At 75.0% G+C, this 25,062-nt stretch carries 20 protein-coding genes; 12 read left to right on the top strand and 8 right to left on the bottom strand.

The genetic code is table 11. From position 1 onward, the window contains the following. Positions 1 to 197: 197 nt before the first annotated feature. The gene (locus tag LQ326_RS20610) at positions 198 to 1,796 is read left to right on the top strand and encodes an SDR family oxidoreductase (RefSeq protein WP_234538833.1); all 1,599 of its coding nucleotides are present in this window, start codon (positions 198 to 200) and stop codon (positions 1,794 to 1,796) included. 42 nt (positions 1,797 to 1,838) lie between these two features. Here the strand turns inward: LQ326_RS20610 and LQ326_RS20605 are convergent, their stop codons facing one another. The 3 genes from LQ326_RS20605 to LQ326_RS20595 form a co-directional block, all read right to left on the bottom strand. After that, entirely contained in the window at positions 1,839 to 2,861 is a 1,023-nt protein-coding gene (locus LQ326_RS20605; RefSeq protein WP_234538709.1) for an MASE1 domain-containing protein, read from the bottom strand. Positions 2,862 to 2,967: 106 nt separating this feature from the next. Then, positions 2,968 to 4,302 (bottom strand): PP2C family protein-serine/threonine phosphatase, encoded by a 1,335-nt coding sequence (locus LQ326_RS20600; protein ID WP_234538832.1) that lies wholly within the window; start codon positions 4,300 to 4,302, stop codon positions 2,968 to 2,970. Between the two features lie 255 nt (positions 4,303 to 4,557). Beyond that, positions 4,558 to 7,335: an ATP-binding protein gene (locus tag LQ326_RS20595; protein WP_234538708.1), complete on the bottom strand. Its 2,778-nt coding sequence runs from the start codon at positions 7,333 to 7,335 to the stop codon at positions 4,558 to 4,560. Between the two features lie 681 nt (positions 7,336 to 8,016). On the opposite strand from LQ326_RS20595, the gene LQ326_RS47940 reads away from it, so the two are divergent. The 5 genes from LQ326_RS47940 (at position 8,017) to LQ326_RS20565 (ending at position 14,782) form a co-directional block, all read left to right on the top strand. Beyond that, positions 8,017 to 10,779, top strand: a complete 2,763-nt coding sequence (locus LQ326_RS47940) for a LuxR C-terminal-related transcriptional regulator (RefSeq protein ID WP_268207328.1) — start codon at positions 8,017 to 8,019, stop codon at positions 10,777 to 10,779. Positions 10,780 to 10,810: 31 nt separating this feature from the next. Further along, positions 10,811 to 11,779, top strand: a complete 969-nt coding sequence (locus tag LQ326_RS20580) for an alpha/beta hydrolase (protein WP_234538707.1) — start codon at positions 10,811 to 10,813, stop codon at positions 11,777 to 11,779. A gap of 75 nt (positions 11,780 to 11,854) precedes the next feature. After that, positions 11,855 to 12,883: an AraC-like ligand-binding domain-containing protein gene (locus LQ326_RS20575; RefSeq protein WP_234538706.1), complete on the top strand. Its 1,029-nt coding sequence runs from the start codon at positions 11,855 to 11,857 to the stop codon at positions 12,881 to 12,883. Between the two features lie 5 nt (positions 12,884 to 12,888). Continuing rightward, the gene (locus LQ326_RS20570) at positions 12,889 to 13,836 is read left to right on the top strand and encodes a helix-turn-helix domain-containing protein (RefSeq protein ID WP_234538705.1); all 948 of its coding nucleotides are present in this window, start codon (positions 12,889 to 12,891) and stop codon (positions 13,834 to 13,836) included. A 481-nt stretch (positions 13,837 to 14,317) separates the two neighbouring features. Beyond that, on the top strand, positions 14,318 to 14,782 hold the full coding sequence (locus LQ326_RS20565; protein WP_234538704.1) for a DUF5709 domain-containing protein: 465 nt from the start codon (positions 14,318 to 14,320) through the stop codon (positions 14,780 to 14,782). A gap of 144 nt (positions 14,783 to 14,926) precedes the next feature. Here LQ326_RS20565 and LQ326_RS20560 read toward each other — a convergent pair whose 3' ends face one another. The 3 genes from LQ326_RS20560 to LQ326_RS20550 form a co-directional block, all read right to left on the bottom strand. Next, positions 14,927 to 15,796: a LysR family transcriptional regulator gene (locus LQ326_RS20560; protein WP_362873340.1), complete on the bottom strand. Its 870-nt coding sequence runs from the start codon at positions 15,794 to 15,796 to the stop codon at positions 14,927 to 14,929. Between the two features lie 78 nt (positions 15,797 to 15,874). After that, complete coding sequence (locus tag LQ326_RS20555; RefSeq protein WP_234538702.1) at positions 15,875 to 16,474, bottom strand: Dps family protein; 600 nt, start codon at positions 16,472 to 16,474, stop codon at positions 15,875 to 15,877. A 379-nt stretch (positions 16,475 to 16,853) separates the two neighbouring features. Continuing rightward, positions 16,854 to 18,020, bottom strand: coding sequence for an MFS transporter (locus LQ326_RS20550; protein ID WP_372496907.1), 1,167 nt, complete (start codon positions 18,018 to 18,020; stop codon positions 16,854 to 16,856). A 210-nt stretch (positions 18,021 to 18,230) separates the two neighbouring features. Between LQ326_RS20550 and LQ326_RS20545 the strand changes: the two genes are divergently transcribed. Together LQ326_RS20545 and LQ326_RS20540 are read left to right on the top strand one after the other, a co-directional pair. Then, the gene (locus tag LQ326_RS20545) at positions 18,231 to 18,575 is read left to right on the top strand and encodes a GNAT family N-acetyltransferase (protein ID WP_234538699.1); all 345 of its coding nucleotides are present in this window, start codon (positions 18,231 to 18,233) and stop codon (positions 18,573 to 18,575) included. A gap of 117 nt (positions 18,576 to 18,692) precedes the next feature. Beyond that, positions 18,693 to 20,435, top strand: coding sequence for a pyruvate dehydrogenase (locus LQ326_RS20540; RefSeq protein WP_234538697.1), 1,743 nt, complete (start codon positions 18,693 to 18,695; stop codon positions 20,433 to 20,435). Between the two features lie 14 nt (positions 20,436 to 20,449). Here LQ326_RS20540 and LQ326_RS47935 read toward each other — a convergent pair whose 3' ends face one another. Together LQ326_RS47935 and LQ326_RS20535 are read right to left on the bottom strand one after the other, a co-directional pair. Continuing rightward, positions 20,450 to 20,572, bottom strand: coding sequence for a hypothetical protein (locus LQ326_RS47935; RefSeq protein WP_268207327.1), 123 nt, complete (start codon positions 20,570 to 20,572; stop codon positions 20,450 to 20,452). 333 nt (positions 20,573 to 20,905) lie between these two features. Continuing rightward, a complete protein-coding gene (locus LQ326_RS20535) occupies positions 20,906 to 21,646 on the bottom strand; it encodes a YoaK family protein (protein WP_234538695.1) in 741 nt (246 codons plus the stop codon). Positions 21,647 to 22,104: 458 nt separating this feature from the next. Here LQ326_RS20535 and LQ326_RS20530 point away from each other — a divergent pair, with 458 nt between their 5' ends. The 4 genes from LQ326_RS20530 to LQ326_RS20515 all read left to right on the top strand — a co-directional run bounded on the left by LQ326_RS20530 (position 22,105) and on the right by LQ326_RS20515 (position 25,011). After that, positions 22,105 to 23,076, top strand: a complete 972-nt coding sequence (locus tag LQ326_RS20530; RefSeq protein ID WP_234538694.1) for an alpha/beta hydrolase — start codon at positions 22,105 to 22,107, stop codon at positions 23,074 to 23,076. A gap of 13 nt (positions 23,077 to 23,089) precedes the next feature. After that, complete coding sequence (locus LQ326_RS20525) at positions 23,090 to 23,443, top strand: hypothetical protein (protein ID WP_234538693.1); 354 nt, start codon at positions 23,090 to 23,092, stop codon at positions 23,441 to 23,443. Then, complete coding sequence (locus LQ326_RS20520; RefSeq protein WP_234538692.1) at positions 23,440 to 24,165, top strand: alpha/beta fold hydrolase; 726 nt, start codon at positions 23,440 to 23,442, stop codon at positions 24,163 to 24,165. Before LQ326_RS20525 ends, LQ326_RS20520 begins: the two co-directional genes overlap by 4 nt. 84 nt (positions 24,166 to 24,249) lie before the next feature. Next, entirely contained in the window at positions 24,250 to 25,011 is a 762-nt protein-coding gene (locus LQ326_RS20515; protein WP_234538691.1) for a hypothetical protein, read from the top strand. Positions 25,012 to 25,062: the final 51 nt, after the last annotated feature.

Here is a 25,062-nt window from a genome sequence, read left to right as displayed (position 1 = left end):
CCCGCCCGCCGCCAGGCGTTCGTGCCGGCCGCCCGGCGGTCCGTGAAGCGCTCTGCGTAACCCGGATGCCGCAGTCACCCGGCGCATCCGGACGCGTGGACCGCACCGTAGAGAGGTAGTGGGGCGAGGGGCGCCAGGGCGCACCGACGACGACTGAGGCGGTTGGCGTGGCGGACGAGACGGCCGGGACGGCGAACGTGGACGGAACCGCTGCCACGGAGCCGCGGACCTGTCTGGTGACCGGTGCCAGCGGGTACATCGGCGGGCGGCTGGTGCCGGAGCTGCTGGACGCCGGGTACCGGGTGCGCTGCCTGGTGCGCACCCCCCGCAAGCTGCGGGACCTGCCGTGGGCCGGGCGGGTCGAGGTCGTCCAGGGCGACGTCACCGACGCGGGCTCGGTGGCGGCCGCGATGGCGGGTGTCGATGTCGCCTACTACCTGGTGCACGCGCTCGGCACCGGCCGCGACTTCGAGGACACCGACCGGCAGGCGGCCCGGGTCTTCGGCGAGCAGGCCCGCACGGCCGGCGTCGGCCGCCTGATCTACCTGGGCGGGCTGACCCCGGCCGACGTGCCCGAGCGGGAACTGTCGCCGCACCTGCGCTCCCGCGCCGAAGTGGGGCGCATCCTCCTCGGCTCGGGCGTGCCGACGGCCGTCCTGCGGGCCGCTGTCATCATCGGGTCCGGCTCGGTCAGCTTCGAGATGCTGCGCTACCTGACCGAGCGGCTGCCGGTGATGGTCACGCCGCGCTGGGTGCGCACCCGCATCCAGCCGATCGCCGTACGGGACGTGCTGCGCATCCTGGTGGGGTGCGCCGGCCTGCCGCCCGACGTCAGCCGCGCCTTCGACATCGGCGGCCCCGAGGTGCTCACCTACCTGGAGATGATGCGGCGGTACGCCGCCGTCGCCGGGCTGCCCCGGCGGCTCATCGTGCCCGTGCCGGTGCTCACGCCCGGCCTGTCCAGTCACTGGGTCGGCCTGGTGACCCCCGTGCCCGCCGCCGTCGCCCGCCCGCTGACGGAGTCGCTGCGCCACGAGGTGGTGTGCCGGGAACGGGACATCGAGCGGTACGTGCCCAGTCCGCCGGGCCACCCGATCGGTTTCGACCGTGCCGTCTCCCTCGCGCTGCAACGCGTGCGGGACGCCCAGGTCGCCACCCGCTGGTCCTCCGCCTCCGTGCCGGGTGCTCCCAGCGACCCGCTGCCCACCGACCCGGAGTGGGCCGGCGGCAGCCTCTGCACCGACGTACGCGAACACCACGCCGAGGCGGCCCCCGACGCCCTGTGGGAGGTGGTCGAGGGCATCGGCGGTGAGAACGGCTGGTACTCCCTGCCGCTGGCCTGGGCGGTGCGCGGCCGGCTCGACCGCCTCGTCGGCGGGGTGGGCCTGCGCCGGGGACGGCGTGACGCCCGGCGGCTGCGGGTCGGTGACTCGCTGGACTTCTGGCGGGTGGAGGAGATCGAACGCGGGCGGCTGCTGCGGCTGCGCGCCGAGATGCGGCTGCCCGGCCTGGCCTGGCTGGAGATGTACGTCGAGGAGGAGGGGACCGGTGCGCGTTACCGGCAGCGGGCCCTGTTCCACCCGCGCGGACTGCTCGGCCAGCTCTACTGGTGGATCGTGTCGCCCTTTCACTCGATCGTCTTCGGCGGCATGGCCCGCAACATCGTCCGCGCCGCCGAACGCACGCGGCAGCGGGACACCGCGGGCGGACCGGGCAGCCCCGGCGCGCCCGTCCCGGCCGCGGACGACAGCGCCGTCCGGGCCGACCGCCGCCGCCGTCCCCCGACGGGCAGCTGAAACCGGCCGGTGCCTGAACAGCCCGGGGGCCGGGGCGGCCGGTCACGGCCGGCCGCTGGGGCGTTCGCCGGGTTTCCCGTCGCTCCTGGTGTCCGCGGCGTCGGGGGGCGGTGTGTGGTGGCCGACCGCGGTGACCTTGGCCACCATGTCGGCGAGCTGGGCGCAGGCTCGCGCGACCTCCTTCTGGGTCGCGTCGCGCTCGCAGACGGCCGCCGCGACGAGCAGCGCGGTGAATGAGGAGGAACCGTTGAACGCCTGCAGGGTGATCATCCGGGTCAGCAGGTCGTGACCGGCGAACGGACCGGCGCCCCGGACGGCGGAGAGGATCGCGAAGATCGACACGGCCAGCGCGCAGGGCGCCGCCCCGGCCAGCTGGAACCGGAAGGCCGCCCAGATCAGCAAGGGGAAGCCGAGGAACAGGAGGGGCGTCCTGCCGTTCTCCAGGAGACCGACGCCGTAGGTGGCCGCGACGAGCAGCAGCGCCTCCGCCCAGCGGGCGGCCGGAACGTTCTTCGGCCATCGCGCCGAGCGCAGCACGAGCAGGACCGGCGTCACCACCATGACGCCCATCGCGTCGCCGGTCCACCAGACCCACCAGGTGGGCCAGAAGCCGCCGGCGGCCACCGCACCCGAGAGAGCCAGGGTCGCGCTGCCTGTCGTCGCGCTGATCAGCGTCCCGGCGAACGCGCCGAGGAAGATCAGCGCGAGCACGTCCCGCCGGCGGTCGAGTTCCGTCCGGAATCCCGCATGGCGGAGCAGCAGGTACGAGCAGACGGGTGCGACCGTGTTTCCCGTCGCGATCACGAGTACGGCCCAGCCCGACGGCCCGAGGGCGACGTTGGTCAGGAGCGCGCCGAGCGCGATCCCGGGCCAGACCCGTGGGCCGCGCAGCAGCAGGCCCGCGACCGCGACACCGGTGGGCGGCCACAGCGGGGTGACCTGGCCGCGCACCAGTGTCTGCAGCAGCCCCAGTCTGGCCGAGCCGTAGTAGAGCGCGGCGACGACACAGACGTCCAGGACAGCCGTACCACCGTGCCGGAGCCGGGCATGCCGCGCGACAGTCATCGGGCGACCTCCGCATCGACATCGCCCCTCGGTCCATCATCCGACGGATCTCCCGGATCCTCCACGGCACCGTTGAGCCGGCTGTTCGGCCTGGCCGCCGGGGTTATCAGGCGGGCGGGACGCGCAGGGCGAGCACGGCCATGTCGTCGTGACCGTCGCTCGGGTGGTGGTCGGCCAGCGCCTGGACGAACTCCTGCAGGGGCAGATCGGCGTACGCGGTGGCGAGGCCGGTGAGGTCGTCGAGGCTCGCGTCGATGGACCGGTCCGGGCGCTCGATCAGCCCGTCCGTGAAGAAGACCAGGGTGGCGCCCGGGGGCACGAACCGGGAGTGGTCGGGGCGCGGCTGTTCGCAGTCGACCCCGAGCGGCAGCCCGGGCTCGACGAACAGGTACTCCGCTTCGTGCCCAGGGGTGATGAGCAGCGGCGGGACGTGCCCCGCGCTGCTCCATCTCAGCCGCCAGCCCGGCCCGTCCGGTTCGATGCGGGCCAGCGTCGTGGTGGTGACGGGAGTGTCGGTGATGGCGTGCAGAGTGCGATCGAGCTGGGCGAGAACCGCGCCGGGCGTGCCGCCGCCTTCGAACAGCAGCGCGCGCAGCATGTTGCGGACGGAGGCCATGGCGGCCGCGGCCCTGATGTCGTGCCCCACCACATCGCCGATGACGACCGCCACGACGTTGCCGGGCAGCGGGACGGCGTCGTACCAGTCCCCGCCGAGCCGGCTGGGTTCGGCGGCGGGCCGGTAGACGGCGGCGGCCGTGAAGGGCCGCAGGTCGGGCAGCGTGGGCAGCAGCAGGCGCTGGAACTGCTCGGCTCCGGCGCGCACCCGTTCGAACAGGCGGACGTTCTCGATCGCGATGCCGGCCGCGCCGGCCAGGGCGACGAGCACGCCCTCGTCGTGGGCGTCGAAGGGCTTTCCGTCGCGCCGCTCGGTGAGGTAGAGGTCGCCGTAGACCTCGCCGCGCACGCTGATGGCGACGCCGAGCAGGGTGTGCATGCGCGGATGGCCGGGCGGGAATCCGACGGAGGCCGGATGAGTCTGGATGTGATCCACCCGCAGCGGCTCGGGGTGGTGGATCAGGTGCCCGAGGACCCCCAGCCCGCGGGGGAAGCCGGTCCCGGCGAGAGCGGCGCGCTGCTGTTCGGACAGGCCGGCGGTGATGAACTGCGCCAGGTGCTCCCCCGACTCGTCGAGCACTCCCAGCGCCCCGTAACGGGCGCCCACCAACTCCATGGCGGTGGTCACGATACGTTGCAGCACCGCCGGGAGCTCGACCTCCCGGCTGATGGCCACCACCGCTTCCAGCAGGCTCTGCAGCCGGTCCATGGCGGTCAGCAGGGCGCGCAACTGCTCGTCGATCCGGCCCAGCTCGGCCCGCAGGCGAAGGTGCAGGTCGGAGAGGTGGGGCTCCTCCGCGTGCTCTCTTCCTCCGATTCCCGTCATCACGACGGTCCGGCGGCGCGGGGCCGGGTCGCGGGCGCCTTCGGCCGACGACCGTCGCTCCGCGTCGACGCCGTCGGGTCCGCCCACACGATCGAGCGGTGCATTCCGCCTCCTGGCGCGTGCCTGCTCCACCACCGTGGCCGCAGCGAGAATGAACAAACAGGATAAAGGGCATTTATAGGATATTAAATCGGCGTACGCCTGGCGCGGCCGCGCCTCGCGGGTCAGGGAGCAGAGGGTCCCCGCCCGGCCGGGTCAGCCCTGGTCCTCCTGTGTGAGGGCGTCCCGGAGCTGGGCTCTGGCCGTGATGCCGAGCTTGGGGAAGACCTTGTGCAGGTGGTAGCCGACCGTACGGGGAGAGAGGAAGAGGCGGGCCGCGATGTCGCGGTTGGTCAGGCCCTGGGCGGCGAGTTCGGCGATCTGGCGTTCCTGCGGCGTGAGTTCGCCCGCGGGGGCGGCGGGCGCCGTCGCCGCTCCCGCCGCCCGTAGCTCCGCCGCCGCACGCTCGGTCCAGGGGCGGGCGTCCAGGCGCTCGAAGCACTCCAGGGCCGCGCTCAGGTGCGGGCGGGCCTCCGCGCTGCGGCGGCGCCGGCGCAGCCACTCGCCGAAGTCGAGGTGGGCGAGGGCCTTCTCGAAGGGCCAGCAGTCGGTGGCCGAGTCGTCGAGGGCGGCGCGGAAGTGCCGCTCGGCGTCCTCGGTGTCCGTCAGCAGGGCGGTGGCCCGGTGGAGCACGGCCGCCAGGCGGGGAGAAGGGTCGGGCCGCAGGTCCTGCTCGACGGCGTCGACCACCGTGCGCGCGTCGTCCGCCCGCCCGGCCCGGACCGCCGCGGCGGCCAGGTCGCCCAGGTAGTAGAGCGAGGCGTGGTAGTGCACGGGGGCCGGGCGGAAGTCCCGGGTGAAGGTCGCGCGCAACTGCTCGTACGCGTCCACGTGGTCGCCGGCGACGAACGCGGCCATGCCCATGGCGTGCCGGTGGCGGACCCGGAGACTCAGCGACTTGCGCGGGTCCATGCCGCGTACGGCCCGCATCGCACGCGTCCGGGCGGCCGCGGGGTCGCCCTGGAGCGCGCACAGGGTGGCCCGCAGGATGTCGGCGCCCACGGTCACGTTGTCCGCTCCCGCCTCCGTCGCCATCCAGAACGCCTCGTCCGCCGCTTCCCCGGCCGCCGTCCACGAGCCGCTCTCGAACAGGGCGAGGGCGAGCGCCTGGGTCACGGTCGCGTTCGTGCCCGCGCTGCCGGCCCGCCGCAGGAGGTCCATGGTCCGCCCGAGGACACGCACAGCCTGCTCGGTCTCGTCCAGGATCCACGTCGTGCCGCCCAGCGCCGTGAGGTTGCCGAGGGACTCGTCCTGCACCAGGGCGGCCATCCCGTCCGCCAAGTGCCGCGCCAGAAGCGGCCGTTCGTGAACGGGATCGGCGACCGTCCGCACCCAGGCACGGGCGGCGGGATCCCCGTCGCTGTCGATCAGGGCGCCGATCCGGTCGAGTTCGGCGCGGTAGTGCGGTGTGCCGGAGTTGTAGACGGACGTCGCGGCGGTGCTCAGGGCGCCGAGGGCGAGGCCGGGAGCCGAGGTGGCGGTGGCTTCGGCGACGCCCAGCAGAAGTGCCAGCGCCTCCTCGTGACGGAGCGTCACGCCAAGCGCCCAGCCGCCCAGCATCGAGGCCTCGGCGCGCAGCCGGGGATCCTCGGTCAGCCGGCCGACCCGGCCGCTCAGCTCGCTCACCCACTGCGGATGACCGGCGAACATCGCCGCCTGCGCGGCCGTCAGCAGGCGCCGGGCCCGCAGCTCCGGCGCCGGGGTCAGCGCGGCGGCGCGTTCCAGCGCGGTCGCGGCCGCCGCGTAGCCGCCCCGGCCCCGGGCCCGTTCGGCGCTCTCCGCCAGGGCGTCGGCGACCTCCGCGTCCTGGCCGGTCGCGGCGGCGGCCAGATGCCAGGCCCGGCGGTCCGGCTCCTCGGCCAGCGCGGCGGCCAGGGCGAGATGGGCCTGCCGACGCTCGTGGAAGGAGGCCGCGTGGTAGACGGCCGAGCGCACCAGCGGATGCCGCAGCAGCACCGCGCCGTCCGCCACCCGCACCAGGCCGGCGCGTTCGGCGGGGTCCAGCGCCGATACGAGGTCCAGGTCGGGGGCGGCCCGGATGAGATCGGTCAGCCGGGCCGGGCCGGCCGCGGCCACCAGGAGCAGCGCCGCCCTGGTGGGCGCCGGCAGGCCCGGCAGGTCGGCGGCGAACAGGTTCTCCAGACGTGCGGTGAGCGGCAGGGTGGCACCCCCCGCCCCGCCGGCCCCCATGTCGCCGGCCCGGCCCCGGGCCAGGGCGCGGGGCAGCTCGATCAGGGCCAGCGGATTGCCGGCCGCCTGCTGGAGGATCTCGGCCCGTGCCTTGCCGCGCGGCGGATCCGGCTGCGCGTCCAGCAGTTGCCCGGCCGCGGTACGGCTCAGCGGACCCACGGTGATCTGCGGGAAGACCCGGTCGAAGCGGGCCGGTACGCCGTCCTCGCGGGCGGCCAGCAGCAGCACCACCGGCCGGCCCTCAAGACGCCGGGCGAGGAAGGCCAGCACGTCCACCGAGCCGAGGTCCAGCCACTGGGCGTCGTCCACCAGCAGGAGCAGCGGCCGGCGTGCGGCGGCCTCGGTGATGAGCCCGAGCACGCTGACGCACAGGGACAGCTGATCGAGTTTCAGCTCGTACTGCGCCGCCTCCGGTCCGAAGGCGCGGTCCAGCGCCTCCCGTTGCCCTGCGGGCAGGCCCTCTCCGGGCAGCAGCGGATGCAGCAGCTGGTGCACACCCGACAGCCCCAGACCCGCCTCGCCCTCGCTGCCGCGCACCCGCAGGATCCCGAGCCCCCGGGCCCGGCCCTGCTCGGCCGCCCAGTCGACGAGGGTGCTCTTGCCCGTCCCCGGCTCCCCGCTCAGCACCAGCACCTGCGGGCCGCCGCCGTCCACCGCCCCGAGCAGCCGGTCCAGGCGCCCCAGCTCGGCGGCCCGTCCCAGGATGCCCGGATCAAAGGAGTGGTCGGTGGTGCCGGCGCGCATGAGCCGTCCTTCTCGTCGAGCCGCTGATACGACAATCCTGCCAGTGGTCTATGGCCGGACGGGAACCGCGGAGGGGACGAGAGGGGCCGTGGCCGGGCCGGCGGGGCACGGGCGTGGCCGGGCCGGCGGGCAGGGTCGTGGGAAGGCCGGTGGGGCAGGGCTGTGGGGGGTGCTGGTGGCGGGGCGCGGGTGTGCCGGTGGGGCAGCGCCGTGGGGGTGGCGGTGGGCAGGGTCGTGGAGGTGGCGGTGGCGGGGCGCGGGTGTGCCGGTGCCGCAGGACTGCGGGTGTGTCGGTGGGCAGCCGGTGCGGCAGGGGCGCGGGGGTGGCGGTGGCGGGGCGCGGGTGTGCCGGTGCGGCAGGACTGCGGGTGGGTCGGTGGGCAGCGTCACGGGTGTGCCGGTGCGGCAGGGGCGCGGGGGTGGCGGTGGGCTGGGAGGCGTGGTCGGGTCGGCGGGGCAGGCCGCAGGCCGGCCGTGCGGGAGTCGACGGGAGCGGTGCCGTCGGGGGACTGTCAGGAGTGGTGACGGGGGTGAGCCGACCGGGCCGGTGTGGCGGGGCCGGAGGTGAGCCGGCCGGGCCGCGGGCGCCGGTGACTGGTCATGTGACAGAAGCGGGTCTCCCCGGTCTCCGCGATGATGGCCCCGGTCAAGGGAACAGCGCACCGCCCGGGGAGTACGTGCATGACGGTCCACCCATCCCAGCAGTCCACGATCGGCGACGGCGTCGGCGTTCTGGGCCGGGACGGCGAGATCGGGCGGATTCTGCGGTGCGTGGCGCGGGAGCCCGGCGCCGCCCAGACCCTGCTGCTCCTCGGTGAGGAGGGAACCGGGCGTACCACGCTGCTCCGGCACGTCCGGGAGCGGGCCGCCGTCGACGGTGTGCTGGTACTGGCGGCGCAGGGCTGGGCCGAGGACCCACGGCACGGGCACGCCTGTCTGCGCCAGCTGCTGACGCCGCCGGTCCAGGAGGAGCTGGCCGCCCTGCCCGCCGCGCAGCAACGGGCGCTGACGGCCGCACCGCGAGCGGACGACCCGGTGGACGAGGCCGAGCTGCACGCGGGAGTGACCGCGCTGCTGGACCGGCTCGCCGCGTCCCGGCCGGTGCTGGTGTGCGTGGACGACGCCGACCTGTGCGGCCGAACCTTCCCGGAGGCGCTGTTCGCCGCGGTCCGCCAGCTGTCCGGCCGCGCCCTGACCGTGCTGCTCGCCGCACGCCACGAGGCCGACCTGCCCACCCCGCCGCCGGGCACCGAAACCCTGCGGCTGGGCCCGCTGAGCGCCACCTCGGCCGCCGCCCTCCTTGACCGTCAGCCGGCCGCGCCCACCGGCCGGCACCGGCTGGAGATCCTCGCCGAGGCCGAGGGCAACCCGCTGGCCCTCGTGGAACTGGGCCGCGGTGCGCCGGGCCCCGCCGAAGCGGTACGGCACGCGCACGTCTTCGGCGTACGCGTCGACGCGCTTCCCGCCGCCACCCGCCGGGCCCTGCTGTACGCGGCGGCCGCCGGACCCGGCGAGACCGTCGCCACCGTGATGGCCGCCCTCGGCACCGACGAACTCGCGGTGTGGGCGCCCGCGGAGGCGGCCGGGCTGATCGCGCTGGCCGAGGACCGCTTCGACTTCCGGCAGCCGCTGGCCCGCTCGGCCGCCTACCTCAGGCGCCCGGCGGGGGAGCGCCAGCAGGCGCACCGGGAGCTCGCCAGGGTCGCCGTGCTGCCCGAGGTCCGGGCCCGGCACCTGGCCGCCGCCACCGTGGGCGCCGACGCGTCCGTCGCCGCCGCCCTGGAGGCCTCCGCCTGGCGTCGCGGGGACGCGGTGGAGGCCGCACGCGCCCTGGAGCAGGCGGCCCGGCTCAGCCCACGGCCGCCGGAGCGCGCCCGCCGGCTGGCCGAGGCCATGACGGCCGCTCATGCCGCGGGCGACCCGGGCTGGGTCCGTGAGCTGTACGAACGGCTCGTCCAGGAAGGCGGCGAACCCGAGTTCGGCTGTGCCGCGGCCGGTGCCCTGGCCTCCGTCCTGTCCCACGAGTCCGCCCAGCGCCAGGCCTTCGAGCTGCTCGTCGACGCCGCTGAGCACTTTCCCTTCGTCGACCGGACCCTCGCGCTCGCCCTGGCCGGCCTGGCGGCGGGCATCGCCGTCCAGTCCGGGCTGCCCGAGCACACGGCGGCCCTGCCCACGCTGCTCGACCGGGCCCGGCACGCCGACGCGTCGGGGCGTTGGCGGCCCGCCACGGCCGGACCCCTGGCCCGGCTGGACACCCCGCACACCCGGACCCTGGCCGCACTGGTCGCCGCGGTCACCCGGCCGCGGTCCGCCCCGCCCACCGGCGCCCCGCCCGGCTCCGGCCGGCCGCCCGCCGCCCCCGACGCGGCGGCCGCCCGCGCCGTCCTCGCCGCGGTCGCCCACCAGGCGGACGAGGCGGACGTGGACCTTGGGCAGACCCGTACCGCCGACGAGCGGCTGCGCGGCGCCCGCGCCTTCGGGCTGCGCGGCTGGTCGGTGCCGCCGCTGGTGGACACGCTGCTGGCCACCGGGCGGTTCGCCGAGGCCGGGAGCGTGATCGAGGACGCCCTCACGGAGGCCACGGTGCTGCGCCTGCCACGGCTGCGCGCCGATCTGGAGGCGCAGGCCCTGACCGTACGGGCGCTGCGCGGCACCGTGCCGCCTGAGCCCTGGTTCACCCCCTCCGTATGGCGGGCCGTCTCCCTGGACGAGAACCGGGCCACCCACGCCCGGCTGCTGCGCGCCCGCGGTCTCGCCTCCCTCGGGCGCGGGGACATGGAGGACGCCTGGCGGCAGCTGCGCGACCTGTTCACCGCCGACGGCGCGCCCCTGCACCCCTGCCTGTCCGCGCGGGCCGTCGCCGAACTCGCCGTCACCGCCCAGCGCACCGGCCGGTCGGCCGAGGCGCTGCCGATCGTGGAACGGGTCCTGGCGGAGCAGGGCGACCGCCCCAGCACCCGGATGACGCTGCTGCTGCACCACGCCACCGCCCTGGTCGGCCCGGACCGCGAGGCCGAGCAGCACTTCCAGCTCGCGCTCGTCAACCACGGAGCGAACCGCTGGCCGTGGGAGTGCGCCCACGTCCGCCTCAACTACGCCATCTGGCTGCGCCGCTGCCGCCGTACCCTGGAGGCGCGCCAGCAGCTGACCACGGTCCTGGAGACCGCGGAACGCCTCGGCGCCGGCGCCCTCGCGGCCGCCGCCGGCACCGAACTGCGCGCCAGCGGTGCGGCCCCCGCCCCGGCGGACGCGGGTCTGCTGGAGCAACTGACCGCGCAGCAGCAACAGATCGTCCAGCTGGTCGCGCGCGGCCTGTCCAACCGCGAGATCGGTGAACGGCTCTTCCTCTCGCCGCGCACCGTAGGCTCGCACCTGTACAACGTGTATCCCAAGCTCGGCATCAGCAGCCGCCATCAGCTCCGCGACCTGGTGCAGGGCCGGTGAGGGTGTCCGAGGGACGGTCGGAGGGACGCAGATGACAGCCGGAGCACCGGGTCCTGCCGCCGTCGTCCTCGACCCGGTGGTGCAGCGCCTGGTCAACGCCGCCGCCGTGCCGCCCGCCCTCGACGACCTCGGCCCGGACGCGGCACGGCAGGCGCTGCGGGAGTCCCAGGCCGACCGGTTCGAGGACTTCGACGTGGACGCGGTCTTCCAGGCGGCACCGGTGGGCCCCGCGCGGCTGCTCGGCTTCTGGACCGTACGCCCGGCCGGCGCGACGGGTCCGCTCCCGGCCCTGCTGTACCTGCACGGCGGCCGGTGGGCGCTCGGCGACGCCCAGACCCACGCCCGGCTCATCAGCGAACTCGTCACCGGCGCCGGCGTGTGCGCCGTCGTCCCCGAGTACAGCCGCACCCCCGAGGCCCGCTACCCGGTGGCGCTGGAGGAGTGCTACGCCCTGCTGGACTGGGCGGTCTCCCGGGCCGACGCGCTCGGGCTGGACCCCGGCAGGCTGGCCGTCGGCGGCGACTGCGCCGGTGCCACGCTGGCGGCCGCGGTGACCATGCTGGCGAAGGCGCGGCACGGACCGCGGATCCGCGCACAGCTCCTCTACTACCCGCTCACCGACGCCCGCTGCGACAGTCCCTCGCAACGCCAGTTCGCCACCGGCTACCTGCTCACCCGCCGGGCGCTGCGCGCCTACTGGGAGCGGTACGTCGCCGACCCGGCCCGCCGCGGCGAGCCCACCGCGGCACCGTTGCAGGCGCGCCCGGCGGAACTGGCGGGACTGCCGCCGGCCCTGGTCGTCACCGCCGAGGCCGACGTGGCCCGCGACGAGGGCGAGCAGTACGCGCGACGGCTGTCCGAGGCCGGCGTCGAGGTGCTGTCCGCGCGGTTCCTCGGGACCATCCACGACTTCGTGGCGCTGCACGCCCTCGCCGACAGCGCGCCCACCCGGGCGGCGCTGCTGACGGGCTGCGCCTTCCTGCGGGCCCGACTGCGGTGACGGGCGCGGGAACAGCACCGAGGACCAGTCGGCCGACTGATGCGTGGGTACCCGTCGCCCGGTGAGACTGCGAGCATGCCAACCGCGATCGGCTCCTACGAGGAGATGAGCCGGCGTCCGGCCGGCGCGGCGAGCGAACGGACCAGGGTGCTGACCACGTGCTCGGTCCCGCCCCACGAGAGCCTGGAGTACTGGCACGACGCCGTTCTCGGCACTCTGGTGGGGATGGACATCGCCGCCGAGGGCCGTACCTACGACGCCACCCTGCGCACCGACCGCCTCGGCGAGCTGCGGATCACCACGGTGGAGGCCGACCCCGGCCGGGTCCACCGGTCGCCGCGGTTCATCGCCCGGGGCGACGGACGGGAGATCTTCGTGGCCGTCCAGAGCACCGGCCGCGCCCGGGTCGAACAGGACGGCCGCGCCACCGAGCTGCTCCCCGGCGACATCGGGTTCTTCGAGACCCGGCGCCCCTTCCACACCACCTTCCCGGACCGCTTCCGGCTGAAGATCTTCGCCATACCGCGCCCGCTGCTGGGGCTCCCGGAGGCCGACATACGGCAGCTCACCGGCCGCGCCATCCACCCGGGCGGCGGGCTCCCCGCGCTGCTCGGGCCGCTGCTGGAACGGCTGGCGGACACCTCCGCGTCGTACACCACACCGACGGCCGAGCGGCTGGCGGAGAGCGTCATCGACCTGGTGGCGGCCACGGCGGCGGACCAGCTGGGCGCGGACCCGGCCGACCTGCCGGGCGCCGACGGCGCGCTGCTGCTGAGCGTCAGGACGTACATCCGCTGGCACCTGTCCGACCCCGGACTGACCCCGTCCGTCATCGCCCGCGCGCACGGCATCTCGGTGCGCTACCTGCACCGGCTGTTCGAAGCCGAGGACACCACCGTCTGCCAGTGGATCCGCGACCTGCGCCTCGGCGAGTGCCGCCGGGAGCTCACCGCGCGGCCGGCGGGCTCGGTCAGCCTGGGCCAGGTCGCCCGGCGCTGGGGGTTCACCAGCGCGGCCGGATTCGGCAAGGCCTTCCGCAGCTCCTTCGGGCTGTCCCCGACGGACTGGCTGGACCGGGTACGGGCGGACGGCCCGCCATGCTGACCGCGGTGTCCCGCGCCACCCGGGACCTGGCACCCGGCGACCGCCTCGCCGCCTGGCAGCGCGCCCTCTCGCGGACCTTCGTGGACGTCGAGGTCACCGTGGAGCACGACCGGACCTGGACCGGCGAACTGGCCGCCGAACGGCTCGGCGCCCTCCAGATCGCCACCGAGGACTTCGGTCCCGGCACGATCCTGCGCGGCGCCCGCACGGCCGCCGCCGATCCCCGCACCCACATCCTGGTCCGCCGCCAGCTGACCGGCACCGCCCTGCTCCTCCAGGACGGCCGCACCGCCGAACTGCACCCCGGCCGGCTGGCCTTCCACGACGCCCGGCGGCCGTTCCGGATCGTGCTGCCCGAGCGGCAGCGGGCCCGGGTCTTCATGGTGCCCCGCGCCCTGCTGCGCCTGGAGGAACGGCAGCTGCACGCCCTCACCGCCACCGTGGTGGACGGCGCCGACGGAGGCGCGGCCGGCCTGCTGCTGCCCCTGCTCGACGGGCTCACCGAGGAGGTGTCCCGGCCCGAGCCGGGCCGACGCGAACAGCTCGCCCGGACCGTCGTGGACATCCTCGCCACGCTGGCCCTGGAACGGACCGGCGGGCAGCCCGAGTCGGCCCTGTGGGAACGGATCACCGCGTCCGTCCGGGCCCGGCTCGGCGAACCCGGACTCGCCCCGCGGGACATCGCCGACCAGCACGCCATCTCGCTGCGCTACCTGCACCGGCTCTTCCAGCGCCAGGGCACCACCGTGGGCGCCTGGATCCGCGCCCGCCGGCTGGAGGCGGCCCACGAGGAGCTGGCGGCGCCCGGCGCCGCCCACCGGTCGATCGCCGCGGTCGCCGCCCGCTGGGGGTTCACCAGCCCCTCCCACTTCAGCCGGGCCTTCCGCGAGACGTACGGCATGTCCCCGGCGCAGTGGCGGCGGGCGGCGGGCGAGTCCGGCCCGTGCGGCTGACCCCCGCCCCTGCCTGCCCGCACGCGTGCCCGCCCGGTTGTTCGCTGCCGGGCGGCACCCGTGGCACGCAGGGAACGATCACCCCCGCTTCCCCCGCCTACCGTCCGGATCACCGGCCCTGTGAGGCAAGAGGCGAGCGAAGAGGAGTGAGCGAAGAGGACGGGCGGGCGGCGGACGACAGGGGCGGGCGAGGCAGGGCGAGCGGAACCGGGCACGAACTCCGGCTCCGCTGTCGAGGGACTGACGGCCACCCGGCGCAGGGCCGAGGCGGCGCCCGCGTGCTGTTCCCGTTCCCGGCGGTCGGGCGGCCGGACCACGGCGGACCGCCACCGCCGCGGCCTCGGGGCCCCACCACGGCCTGCTGTCCGCACGTGGACGGCCGGCGTTTTCGTGGTCGCGCCGCGCCGCCGCGACCACGGCCTCTACCCTTTCCGCTGGGTGGCCGGATCGAACCGATGACCACAGTGATGATGGAGCGCACATGACCGATGAGGCGATGGGTGACGAGGTCTACCAGCCGGACGGTTCCGAGGTGCAGGACGACGCGGGCCTGCTGGACGCCTCGGACACCCTGGACTACCGGGCCGGTGAGGAGGCCCTGGACGAGGGCTACTCGCCGCCGGAGCGGCCCTGGGCCGTGGAGCACACCGGCGTGACCGCGGCGGAGGGACGGCGCGGGGAGACCCTGGACGAGCGCCTCGCCGAGGAGGTGCCGGACGTCGGCGTCCCCGAGGGCGACGGCCTCGGCGACGCCTGGGACACGGACGGCGAACTCCTGGACGACGAGGTCGGCGACGGCCGCGCCGGACGGCTCCTCGCCCCGGACGAGGGCGCGCACGAGGTCACCGACTCCGGCCTGTTCGCCTCCGACCGTGGCCTGGACGGCGCCGGGGCGTCGGCGGAGGAGGCCGCGATGCATGTGATCCCCGAGTCCGGCGACTTCTGACGAACCGGACCCCGACAGCTTCCGGACGGCTTCCGGCCCGGCCCGGCGACCTGCCTCGTGGCGCGCCGTCCCGTGGCGCACCGGGAGGTGCCGGGACACGCCGGGGCCGGGCGGCCGGGGCGCGGGGCCGGGCCACGGTTGGTCTCAGGTGATGTGGCGCAACAGCGCGGCGACGGCCGCCGGGGGCTCGCCCGGCGGGCGTACCACCATCACCTTCCAGGTCGGTGCGTGCCGGGCGATCCGGTAGGTCGTCAGGTCCGGGAAACGGCCGGCGACGGTCGGCGGCATGATGCAGACCCCGAGGTCGCCCCGGACCAGTTCGGACGCGGCCACGATGTCGTTGACCTCGAAGGCCGTGGCACGTTCGACGCCGGCCGCCCGGAACGAGCGGTCGGCCGCGTCCCGGATGGCCCAGCCGGGGGCGAACTCCACCTGCGGCAGTTCGGCGATGTCCGCCAGGTCGACGGTGCCCTCGGGGCCGCTCGTGGTGAGAGTCCGGCGGGGCGAGGCCACCAGGACCATCTCCTCCCGGGACAGCAGCCTGGTCACCAGCCCGCGCTGCTGCTGCCGGTCCAGCGCCACCACCGCCAGGTCCACCGTGCCCTCGCGCAGCGCCTGCCGCAGGTCGGTGACCGCCGCCTGCCGCAACCGCACGACCACGTACGGGTGTTCCGCCCGCAGCGCGGCCAGCGCGAGGTGCAGGTCGGCCCAGACCCCCTGCATCGTGCCGACCGTCACCCGGCCGCGCAGCTCCCCCTTCGCCGCGTCGACCGCCTCGCGGGCCAGCGCGGCGGCACGCAGGGCCTGCCGGGCCGCCGGGACGAACGCCTCACCGGCGGGGGTGAGCCGGACCCGGTGCGTGGTCCGGGTGAACAGCGCCGTGCCCAGCTCGCGTTCCAGGGCGCGGACCGTGCCGGAGACGGCGGACTGGACCACGTGCAGCCGCCGCGCCGCCGCCGTGAACCCGCCCGCGTCCGCCACGGCGACGACGACTTCCATCTGCCGCAGGTCCATCATCCGCTCCCGGTGACACAGCGCCCGCCTCGGCCGGGCGGCGGTCTCCGCTGCATCCTAGGCAGGCGCCGCCCGCCCTCAGGAACGGACCAGAGGAGTGTCGACGAGATGCTCCGCGAGGAACCAGGCCTGCAGCTCCCCGGTGCGGATCACCTGGGAGACCAGCAGGTCGTTGGTGCCGTCGTCGCCGAGCTCGGCGGTGCGGGCGGCCGCGTCATGGGCCTCCACCAGGATGGTCTCGTGGGCCGCGAGGAGCCGCGAGAGCATCGCCGGGACCTCCTCGACACCGTCCGGCGGGCGCGGGATCGAGGTGATCTCGGCGACGTGCCGGGGGTCGCCCACCGCGACGCCGCCCAGGGTCTGGACCCGCTCGGCGATCGTGTCGACGAGGGTCAGCTGGTCGCCGGCGTGCTTGTCCAGCAGCAGGTGCAGCTGGTAGAAGGTCGCGCCGCGCAGCAGCCAGTGGTGCTTCTTGTAGAGGCCGTACAGGATCTGCGTGTCCGCCAGGACCCGGTTCAGGCGCTGGCAGGAGTACATGCGCGCGTCGTGCGAGAGGCCCAGCGGGAACTGCTTGACGGTCCCGAACTCCTGGATGACCTCGCCCTTCTGGTGCAGCCACGGCTGGCTGTGCCCCAGGGCGTTCCCCGAGGTCTTGGCGGGCTCGGAGCTGGTGGTCATGGTGCGCCTCCTGGTGGATGTGATGTGCGGTGCGGATGACGCTAGGCGCACCGGCGGCGCGGGCGTTGTCCCCCAGCGCCCGTGGTGGTGCCCCGGAGCGCACCCGGTGCACTCCGGGACCGACCGCCGTGCGCGCACGGACAGGAGCCGCCCGCCGTACCGCCCTACCGTCGGTGGCCGGCAGCCGTACGAAGCGAGGCGCGTGTGAACGAGCAGGCGGGCGTGGTCGTCGTCGGCCCCGGGCCGGGCGGGGAGTACCGGGCGGGCGCCTCGCCGACACGGAGTTCGACGGGCGCCTCGCCGGCGCGGGGCTCGACGGGCGCCTTCCCACCGGCCTGTCCGCCGCGCGACGGAAGCCGCCCGTGCCGCCCGCGCCGCGTCACGCCGAGAGCTTCGCGCCGGTCCGGCGCTCGGTCAGCCAGTACAGCAGCCCCAGCACCGGCAGGGCGGCCCCGAAGAGGCTGACCGTGCTCCAGCCGCCGGCCCGGTAGGCGATCGAGCCGAGCTGCGAGCCGAGCGCGCCGCCGAAGAAGAAGATCGCGATGAAGGCGCTGTTGAGGCGGGCCCGGGCGAGGGGATCGAGTTGGTAGACGGTGTGCTGGCCGAGGATCAGAGTGGTCTGCACGGCCATGTCGAGGGCGACGGCCGCGAGCCCGATCAGGATGACGCTGTGCCGGCCGAAGCCGGCCGTCGCGAAGGCCAGCGCGGCGACGCCGAACGCCACACCGGTCATCCGGCGGGTCAGTCCATGGTCGGCCCAGCGCCCGGCGAACGGGGCGATGGCCGCACCGGCCGCGCCGACCAGCGCGAACACCCCGACGCCGACCGCGGAGTAGTGGAAGTGCGGTCCGGTCAGGACGTAGGAGACGGTGGTCCAGAAGGCGCTGAAGGCACCGAACATCGCCGCCTGGTAGAGGCCGCGGCGCACCAGCGCGGGGTGCGTGCGCACCAGCGCCGCCGTGGAGCGCAGCACGTGGTGGTACGGCACGGAGGTGGTCGGCGCGTGCCGCGGCAGGGCCAGCCGCAGGGCCACGCCCAGCAGGGCCATCAGGACGGCCGAGCCGAGGTAGACGACCCGCCAGCCGGCGACACTGGAGACCAGGCTGCTGAGCGTGCGGGAGAGCAGGATGCCGGTGAGCAGGCCGCTCATCACGCGGCCCACCACCCGGCCCCGGGCATGGTCGGGCGCCAGGCTCGCGGCGAACGGGACGAGTATCTGGGCCACCACCGAGGTGGCACCGCTGACCAGCGAGGCGATCAGCAGCATCGGGAAGCCGGTCGCGAGACCGGCCGCCACCAGGGCGAGCGTGGTGACCGTCAGCAGCCCGGTGACCAGGTTCCGCTTCTCCAGCCGGTCGCCGAGCGGCACCAGGAAGATCATGCCGATCACGTAGCCGACCTGGGTGAGCGTGATCAGCGCGCCCGCGGTGGCCTCGCTGACGTGGAAGACACCGCGCAGCTCGGACAGCAATGGCTGGGCGTAGTACAGGTTCGCGACCGTCATGCCGGAGGCGACGGCGAACAGTGCGATCAGCCAGCCCGGCACCCCGTGGGCTGCCTCGGCGGCTGCCTCCCCGCGCGGGGAGCGGACTTCGGACGACGACTGGGACACGGGGACCTTCCTCACAGCAGGTGTTGCTCTCACCCCTCACCAGCGCTCGTCCGCCCGTGATGCTTCCCCCTTCCCGGCGATGATCCGGGATGTCAGTCATCTCAGCGGGAGATGACTGTCCCACGCCCCACCGAAAGGAAACCGATGAGCCGCCCCGAGGCCGCCCCGGTCGTCGTGCACGACGGCGCCCACCACCGCTACGAGATCCTGGTCGACGGCGAACGCGTCGGCCTCACCGCCTACCGCGACCACGGTGACCAGCGCGTCTTCTACCACACCGAGGTCGACGACGCCTTCGCCGGACAGGGCCTGGCCGGCCGGCTGATCGAGGAGGCGCTCACCGATGTCCGCACCGGCGGGAAGCGGGTCGTACCCGTGTGCCGGTACGTGGCCGGGTTCCTGCACCGGCACCAGGAGTTCGCCGATCTGGCCGATCCGGTGAGCCCCGACGTCCTGCGGTGGCTGCGCGGCGAACTCGACCGGGCGTGACATGCGCTGACGGCAGCGATCCCATGCGCTGATGGTCAACTCCGGCCCGTCCCGGGCGGCTACCGTGACCGCCGGCGGGGCGGGCCCCCGCCGCGCCGCCGGAGCCCGAGGAGTGCCATGGCCAAGCAGACCATCGCGGAACAGTACGTCGACCTCATCGCGCGCGCGGGTGTGCGCCGCGTCTACGGCGTGGTCGGGGACAGCCTGAACCCGGTCGTCGACGCGGTCAGACGCCATGAGGCGGTGGAGTGGGTCCAGGTCCGCCACGAGGAGGTCGCCGCCTTCGCGGCCGGCGCGGAGGCCCAGCTCACCGGCCGCCTCGCCGCCTGCGCCGGCTCCTGCGGCCCCGGCAACCTGCATCTGATCAACGGTCTGTACGACGCCCACCGCTCGATGGCGCCCGTGCTGGCCCTCGCCGCCCAGATACCGAGCGGCCAGATCGGTACCGGCTACTTCCAGGAGACCCACCCCGACCGGCTGTTCGCCGAGTGCAGCCACTACTCGGAGCTGATCTCCTCCCCGCACCAGATGCCCCGTGTCGTCCAGACCGCCATCCAGCACGCTGTCGGCCGCCGCGGAGTCTCGGTCGTGGCCCTCTCCGGCGACACCGCCGGTGAGCACACCCCGGACGCGGCCCCCGAACTCACTCTGCCCCTGGACCTGCCCGCCATCCGCCCGGGCGACCGCGAACTCGCCCGCCTCACCGAGCTCGTGGACTCCGCCGAACGCGTGATGGTGTTCTGCGGCCGGGGCGTCGCCGGCGCCCACGCCGAGGTGATGGCCTTCGCCGAGAAGGTCAAGGCCCCCGTCGGGCACGCGCTGCGCGGCAAGGAGCACATCCAGTACGACAACCCGTACGACGTCGGGATGAGCGGACTGCTCGGCTACGGCGCCGCCTACGAGGCGATGCACGAGGCGGACCTGCTGCTGCTCCTCGGCACGGACTTCCCGTACACCGAGTTCCTGCCCCGCCACGTGCGCACGGTCCAGGTCGACGTCCAGCCCGAGCGGCTCGGCCGCCGCACCCAGCTGGACCTGGCCGTCTGGGGTGACGTGGGCGAGACCCTGCGGTGCCTGACCCCCGCCGTGCGGGAGAAGCAGTCGCGCCGGTTCCTCGACCGCATGCTGGAGCGGCACGTCCGCGCCCTCGAAGGCGCCGTGCACGCCTACACCCACGATGTCGAGAAGCAGACCCCGATCCACCCCGAGTTCGTGGCCTCGGTGCTCGACGAAGAGGCCGCCGCCGACGCCGTGTTCACCGTGGACACCGGCATGTGCTGTGTGTGGGCGGCGCGTTACCTCACGCCGAACGGCCGCCGCCGCATCCTCGGCTCGTTCGTGCACGGTTCGATGGCCAACGCGCTGCCCCAGGCGATCGGCGCCCAGTTCCTGGACCGCGGCCGCCAGGTCGTCTCGCTCTCCGGCGACGGCGGCTTCTCGATGCTGATGGGCGACTTCCTCACCCTCGTCCAGTACGGCCTGCCGGTGAAGGTCGTCGTCTTCAACAACTCCTCGCTCGGCATGGTCGACCTGGAGATGATGGTCGACGGCCTGCCCCCGCACGCCACCTCCTACCCGCACACCGACTACGCGGCCATCGCCACCGCGGCCGGGGCACGAGGCATCCGGGTGGAGCGGCCGGCCGACGTGCGCGGTGCGCTGCGCGAGGCGTTCGCCCATGACGGGCCCGCGCTGGTCGACGTCGTCACCGACCCCGCCGCCCTGGCCGTCCCGCCGAAGATCACCGCCGAGCAGGTCAGCGGCTTCGCGCTCTCCGCGAGCCGCACGGTGCTGAGCGGCGGGGTCGGCCGGATGGTCCACCTCGCGCGGGCCAACCTCCGCAACATCCCCCGCCCGTGAGCCCGTCCTCGGGCTCAGGGCCGTAGCGCCGGTCCCGCCGTCGTGTCGAAGGCCCGCGTCACCTCGGGCACGGTGTCCGAGGTGAGCAGCGCGCGGCCCTCCTCCTCGAACCGGCGGCAGGCGGCCGTCAGCCGCACGTGGTGCTGGGCCCGGACCGCTGCCCTCGGGGTTCCGCCGCGGCCGCCGCCGTATGCGGCGGTGGTCAGCGGCAGCGTGGCGGTTGTTCAGCCGGACGTGGTGCGGGCTTGGGTCCGGTGTCCTCGGGGTTTCGCGGCGGCCGCCGCCGTATGCGGCGGTGGTCAGCGGCAGCGTGGCGGTTGTTCAGCCGGACGTGGTGCGGGCCTGGGGCCGGTGCCCTTGGGGTTTCGCGGCGGCCGCCGCCGTATGCGGCGGTGGTCAGCGGCAGCGTGGCGGCGGCGGTCAGCGGGCGGGTGTCCAGGCCGAGCCGGTCGAGCCGGGGGCGGGGTCGCTCATGCCGGTCCCGGCCGGGTCCAGGCGGGGTCGCCGGCGGCCAGGCGGTGCGTCGCCAGGGAGGTGACGGCCAGGAGCAGCAGGGCCAGGCCCAGCGTGAGCACCAGGTGGCCGTGGAGCAGGAGTCCGGTACCGGCGAACGCGCCGAGCAGCATGGCGAGGACGGACAGGATCCGGCGCCCGGGCCGGGGGGCCGCGCCGCCCGCCGGGACGGAGTCCGCCGCAAGTCCCGTCAGGGTCAGCGTCAGTACGGTCGTGGTGAGGTCGGGGACGCCGAGGCGCCGGGCCACCGCGTTCTGCAGGCCCATGGCGAGCCCCAGGAACACGATCAGCGTGTGCTGGACGCCGGCCGTGACCCGCCCGTCGGCGACCGCGGTGACGGCGACCGCGACGGCGACCAGGACCGCCTGCAGGGCCGTCGCCCGCTTCAGCAGATTCCCGCGGTGCGCGGCGAACCGGGTGCCCAGCCGGCCGCCGCCCAGCGCGCCGGCCAGGAACGCGGCCAGCGCGATGACGGAGGCGAGCGCGGACAGGTCCGGGGCACCCGCCAGCGCGAAGCCGAGGAAGACCACGTTGCCGGTCATGTTGGCGACGAAGACATGCCCGAGGGACAGGTAACTGACCGCGTCCACCAGGCCGGTGACCACCGTCAGCGTCAGCATCAGGGGCGGCAGCGGGCCGTGCCGGTCGTCACGGGGCGGTATGAGCGTGTGGAACGCGTCAGTCAGCAGCCTGCGCACGGGGCGCCCCTTCCGCCGCGGTGGACGCGCGGTGCGGCACCGCCCGGGTGAGGCACCGTGCGGGTGCGGAACCCGCCGGCGGGACCGGCCGCGGTCGCCGCGAGGGCGATCCGCACTCGGCTGCGTCGTGGGAGGCCTGGGGTGTCAGACCGCCCACCGGCATGGCGGACACGCTTGCAGGACCCCTTCCGGGACGGAAGCGCGGTGCCGGCGTACGAGGTGGCCGGCGAAAAGGAGGTGAGCCACGACCGCGGCACCGTCACGCTAGCCCGTTCCAGGCCGCGGTGTGTCCCGTGCGCGCACTCGCACCCGCCCCACAGCGCACCCGGTCCGCGCGTGCACTGCGCGGTGGACGGGTGTGCTCTCGGAGGCAACTGCCCGGCGCCCGGGGTTCCTACGGTGAACAGCGGCGGCGCCGGAGTGACCGGTGCCGCCGTAGGCAATCCCGGGAGACTCGCATGTCCGAAGCCTTCTCGCCTGTCACGCCGGTGCTCGAACCCGCCGCCCAGGCCTTCGTCGAGGCCACCGCCGACCCGCCCTACCTCTTCGACCTCGCTCCCGCTCAGGGCCGCAAGGCCGTCGACGAGGTGCAGTCCGGCGAGATCGCCAAGCCGGCCGTGGACGAGGAGTGGATCACGGTCTCCGGCGGCCCCACCGGCACGGTGCGGGCCCGGATCGTCAGGCCCGCCGGTGCCACCGGCACCCTGCCGGTGATCGTCTACATCCACGGCGCCGGGTGGGTCTTCGGCAACGCCCACACCCACGACCGCCTGGTCCGCGAACTCGCCGTCGGCGCGAACGCCGCCGTCGTCTTCCCGGAGTACGACCTCTCGCCCGAGGCCCGCTATCCGGTCGCCGTCGAGCAGAACTGGACCGTCGCGAAGTGGGCCGTGGAGCAGGGCGCCACCAAGGACCTGGACCCCGCCCGGATCGCGGTGGCCGGTGACTCGGTCGGCGGCAACATGACCGCCGCCCTCACCCTGATGGCCAAGGAGCGCGGCGGCCTCCCGCTGCGCCGGCAGGTCCTGTTCTACCCGGTGACCGACGCGAGCTTCGACACCGGCTCCTACCACCAGTTCGCCGAGGGCTACTTCCTGCGCCGCGACGGCATGCAGTGGTTCTGGGACCAGTACACGACCGACGAGGCCGAGCGTGCCCAGATCACCGCGTCCCCGCTGCGCGCCACCACCGAGCAGCTCACGGACCTGCCCCCGGCCCTGGTCATCACCGGCGAGGCCGATGTCCTGCGCGACGAGGGCGAGGCGTACGCCAACAAGCTCCGCGAGGCCGGCGTGCCCGTCACCGCGGTCCGCTTCCAGGGCATCATCCACGACTTCGTGATGCTCGACGCCCTGCGCGGGACCCGCGCCGCTCAGGCCGCGATCTCACTGGCCGTGCACACGCTGCACGCGGCCCTCCACACCTGCTGACCCGGGAGCCGACGTGACCACCAACAAGCCGTCCGAACCGTCCTCCGAACCGTCCTCCGAACCGTCGCGGTCGTCGTACGGACCGCCGGAACCCGCGGAGCCGTCCGCCCACGACGGCCACCCGCTGCTGAGGCACCTGAAGGAACAGCTCGCCGAGCACCACCGCCAGAGCCGGGCCGAGCGCGAGGAGGCCGAGCTGGCGGAGACCGTCGGGACGGCGGCCTTCGACCTGGGCGCCGACATCGCGCACCCCGCCCCGAACCATGCGGAAGCCGCCTACGACGTCGACACCGACCTCGGCGTCGACCCGCGCCGGCCGACGCCGACAGCCCTGCCCTCCCGGACAACCGACAAGGAACTGCCATGACCGACTCCACACCCACCGTCGTCCTCGTGCACGGGGCCTTCGCCGACGCGTCCAGCTTCGCCCGGGTCGTCCCGGAGCTGCTGGCCGACGGCCTGAAGGTGCTCGTCCCGGCCGTGCCCAACCGCAGCCTCACCGGCGACGCCGCCTACATCGCCTCGGTCGTCCGCGCCGTCCCCGGCCCGGTCGTCCTGGTGGGGCACTCCTACGGCGGTGCCGTCATCACCGTCGCGGGCGCCGAGGACAACGTGCGGGCCCTGGTCTACCTGGCCGGCTACGCCCTGGAGGAGGGCGAGAGCCTGGGCGAGCTGCAGGGCCGGTTCCCCGACTCCGAACTGGCCTCGGCCCTGGTGTACACCCCGTTCCCGGTCGAGGGCTCGGACGAGCCCGGCATCGACGTGACCGTCGAGATCGACAGGTTCCCCGCGATCTTCGCCGCCGACGTGGACCCCGGCCTCGCCCGGGTGCTCGCCGTCTCCCAGCGGCCGCTGGCCGGCGCGGCCTTCGCCGAGGCGGCCCCGGTCGCGGCCTGGAAGACCAAGCCGTCCTGGGGCCTGGTGTCGTCCTCGGACCACACCATCAATCCCGACGTCGAGCGGTACGGCTACGAGCGCGCCGGCATGACCACGGTCGAGGTCGACTCGTCCCACCTCGTCATGCTCGCGCACCCGAAGAAGGTCGTGGACCTGATCCGCGAGGCCGTCCGGAGCCTCGGTACGGAGTAACCGGCGCACCCCGCAAGGGTGATGCCGAGCGGGCCGCGCACCGGTGTCGACCGGGCGCGGCCCGTCCGCGTGTAGGTACGTGCCATGCGGACGACTCCGGCGCGCGTACGAGCACGGCTGCGATCCCCCTGGACCTGGGCGGCCCTCGCCGCCGTCACCGCGGTGTGCGTGGCACTGCCCTTCCTTCTGGCCGGCGGCGGCCCCCGTCCGCTCTCGGCCGACGAGGCCCGGCGCCTGGCCCTCACCCCGCTCCGCGCGTACCAGGACAGCCCGGCCGAGGTGACGGTACGGGCGCCGCTGCCCGGCGGTACGGCCGTGGTCCGCGCGGTGGTCGACGAGCGCCGGCGCCGGGGGGTGGGCTGGTTCGACACGGGGGACGCGGCGGAGCGGGGGCTGCTGGCCTGGGACGGTGCCGGGCTGGCGGTGGCCCGCCCCAGGGCCGACGGCACCGCGGGCCCGCTGGCGAGACCGGCGTCCACGGCGGAGGCGGTACGGGATGCCGCGCGGCTGAGGCCGACGGCGTGGATCCGCCGCCGGTACGGGCCCGCTTCGCTGGACACGGCGCTGCGGCTGACGCTGTCCCTGGCCGCCGACCGCCCGGACGACGCGCGGCGGATCGCCCGGTCGGGACGGCGCCATCTGGGGACGGACCGGATCGACGGCCGGCGCTACGACGTCGTCTCGTCCGCCGGTGACGCGCCGCTGCGGTACTGGATCGACGGGGCGGGGCGGCTGCGCCGGGTCAGGGAGGACCTGGACGACGACCGGACGATCGTGGTGGACGTGACGGGGGAGAGGGTACCGACGGCGGTGCCGGAGGGGCCGTGGGCGAGGGGCGGCTCGTGAGGCGAGCCTCCCGCCGGTGGACCGCCGTACCAGGGCACGGTCCGCTCCTGG

This window comes from Streptomyces shenzhenensis (genome assembly GCF_021462265.1).
Classification (GTDB): domain Bacteria; phylum Actinomycetota; class Actinomycetes; order Streptomycetales; family Streptomycetaceae; genus Streptomyces; species Streptomyces shenzhenensis.
Note: the sequence above shows the minus strand (reverse complement) of the source record. Positions and strands in the feature narration are given on the sequence as shown.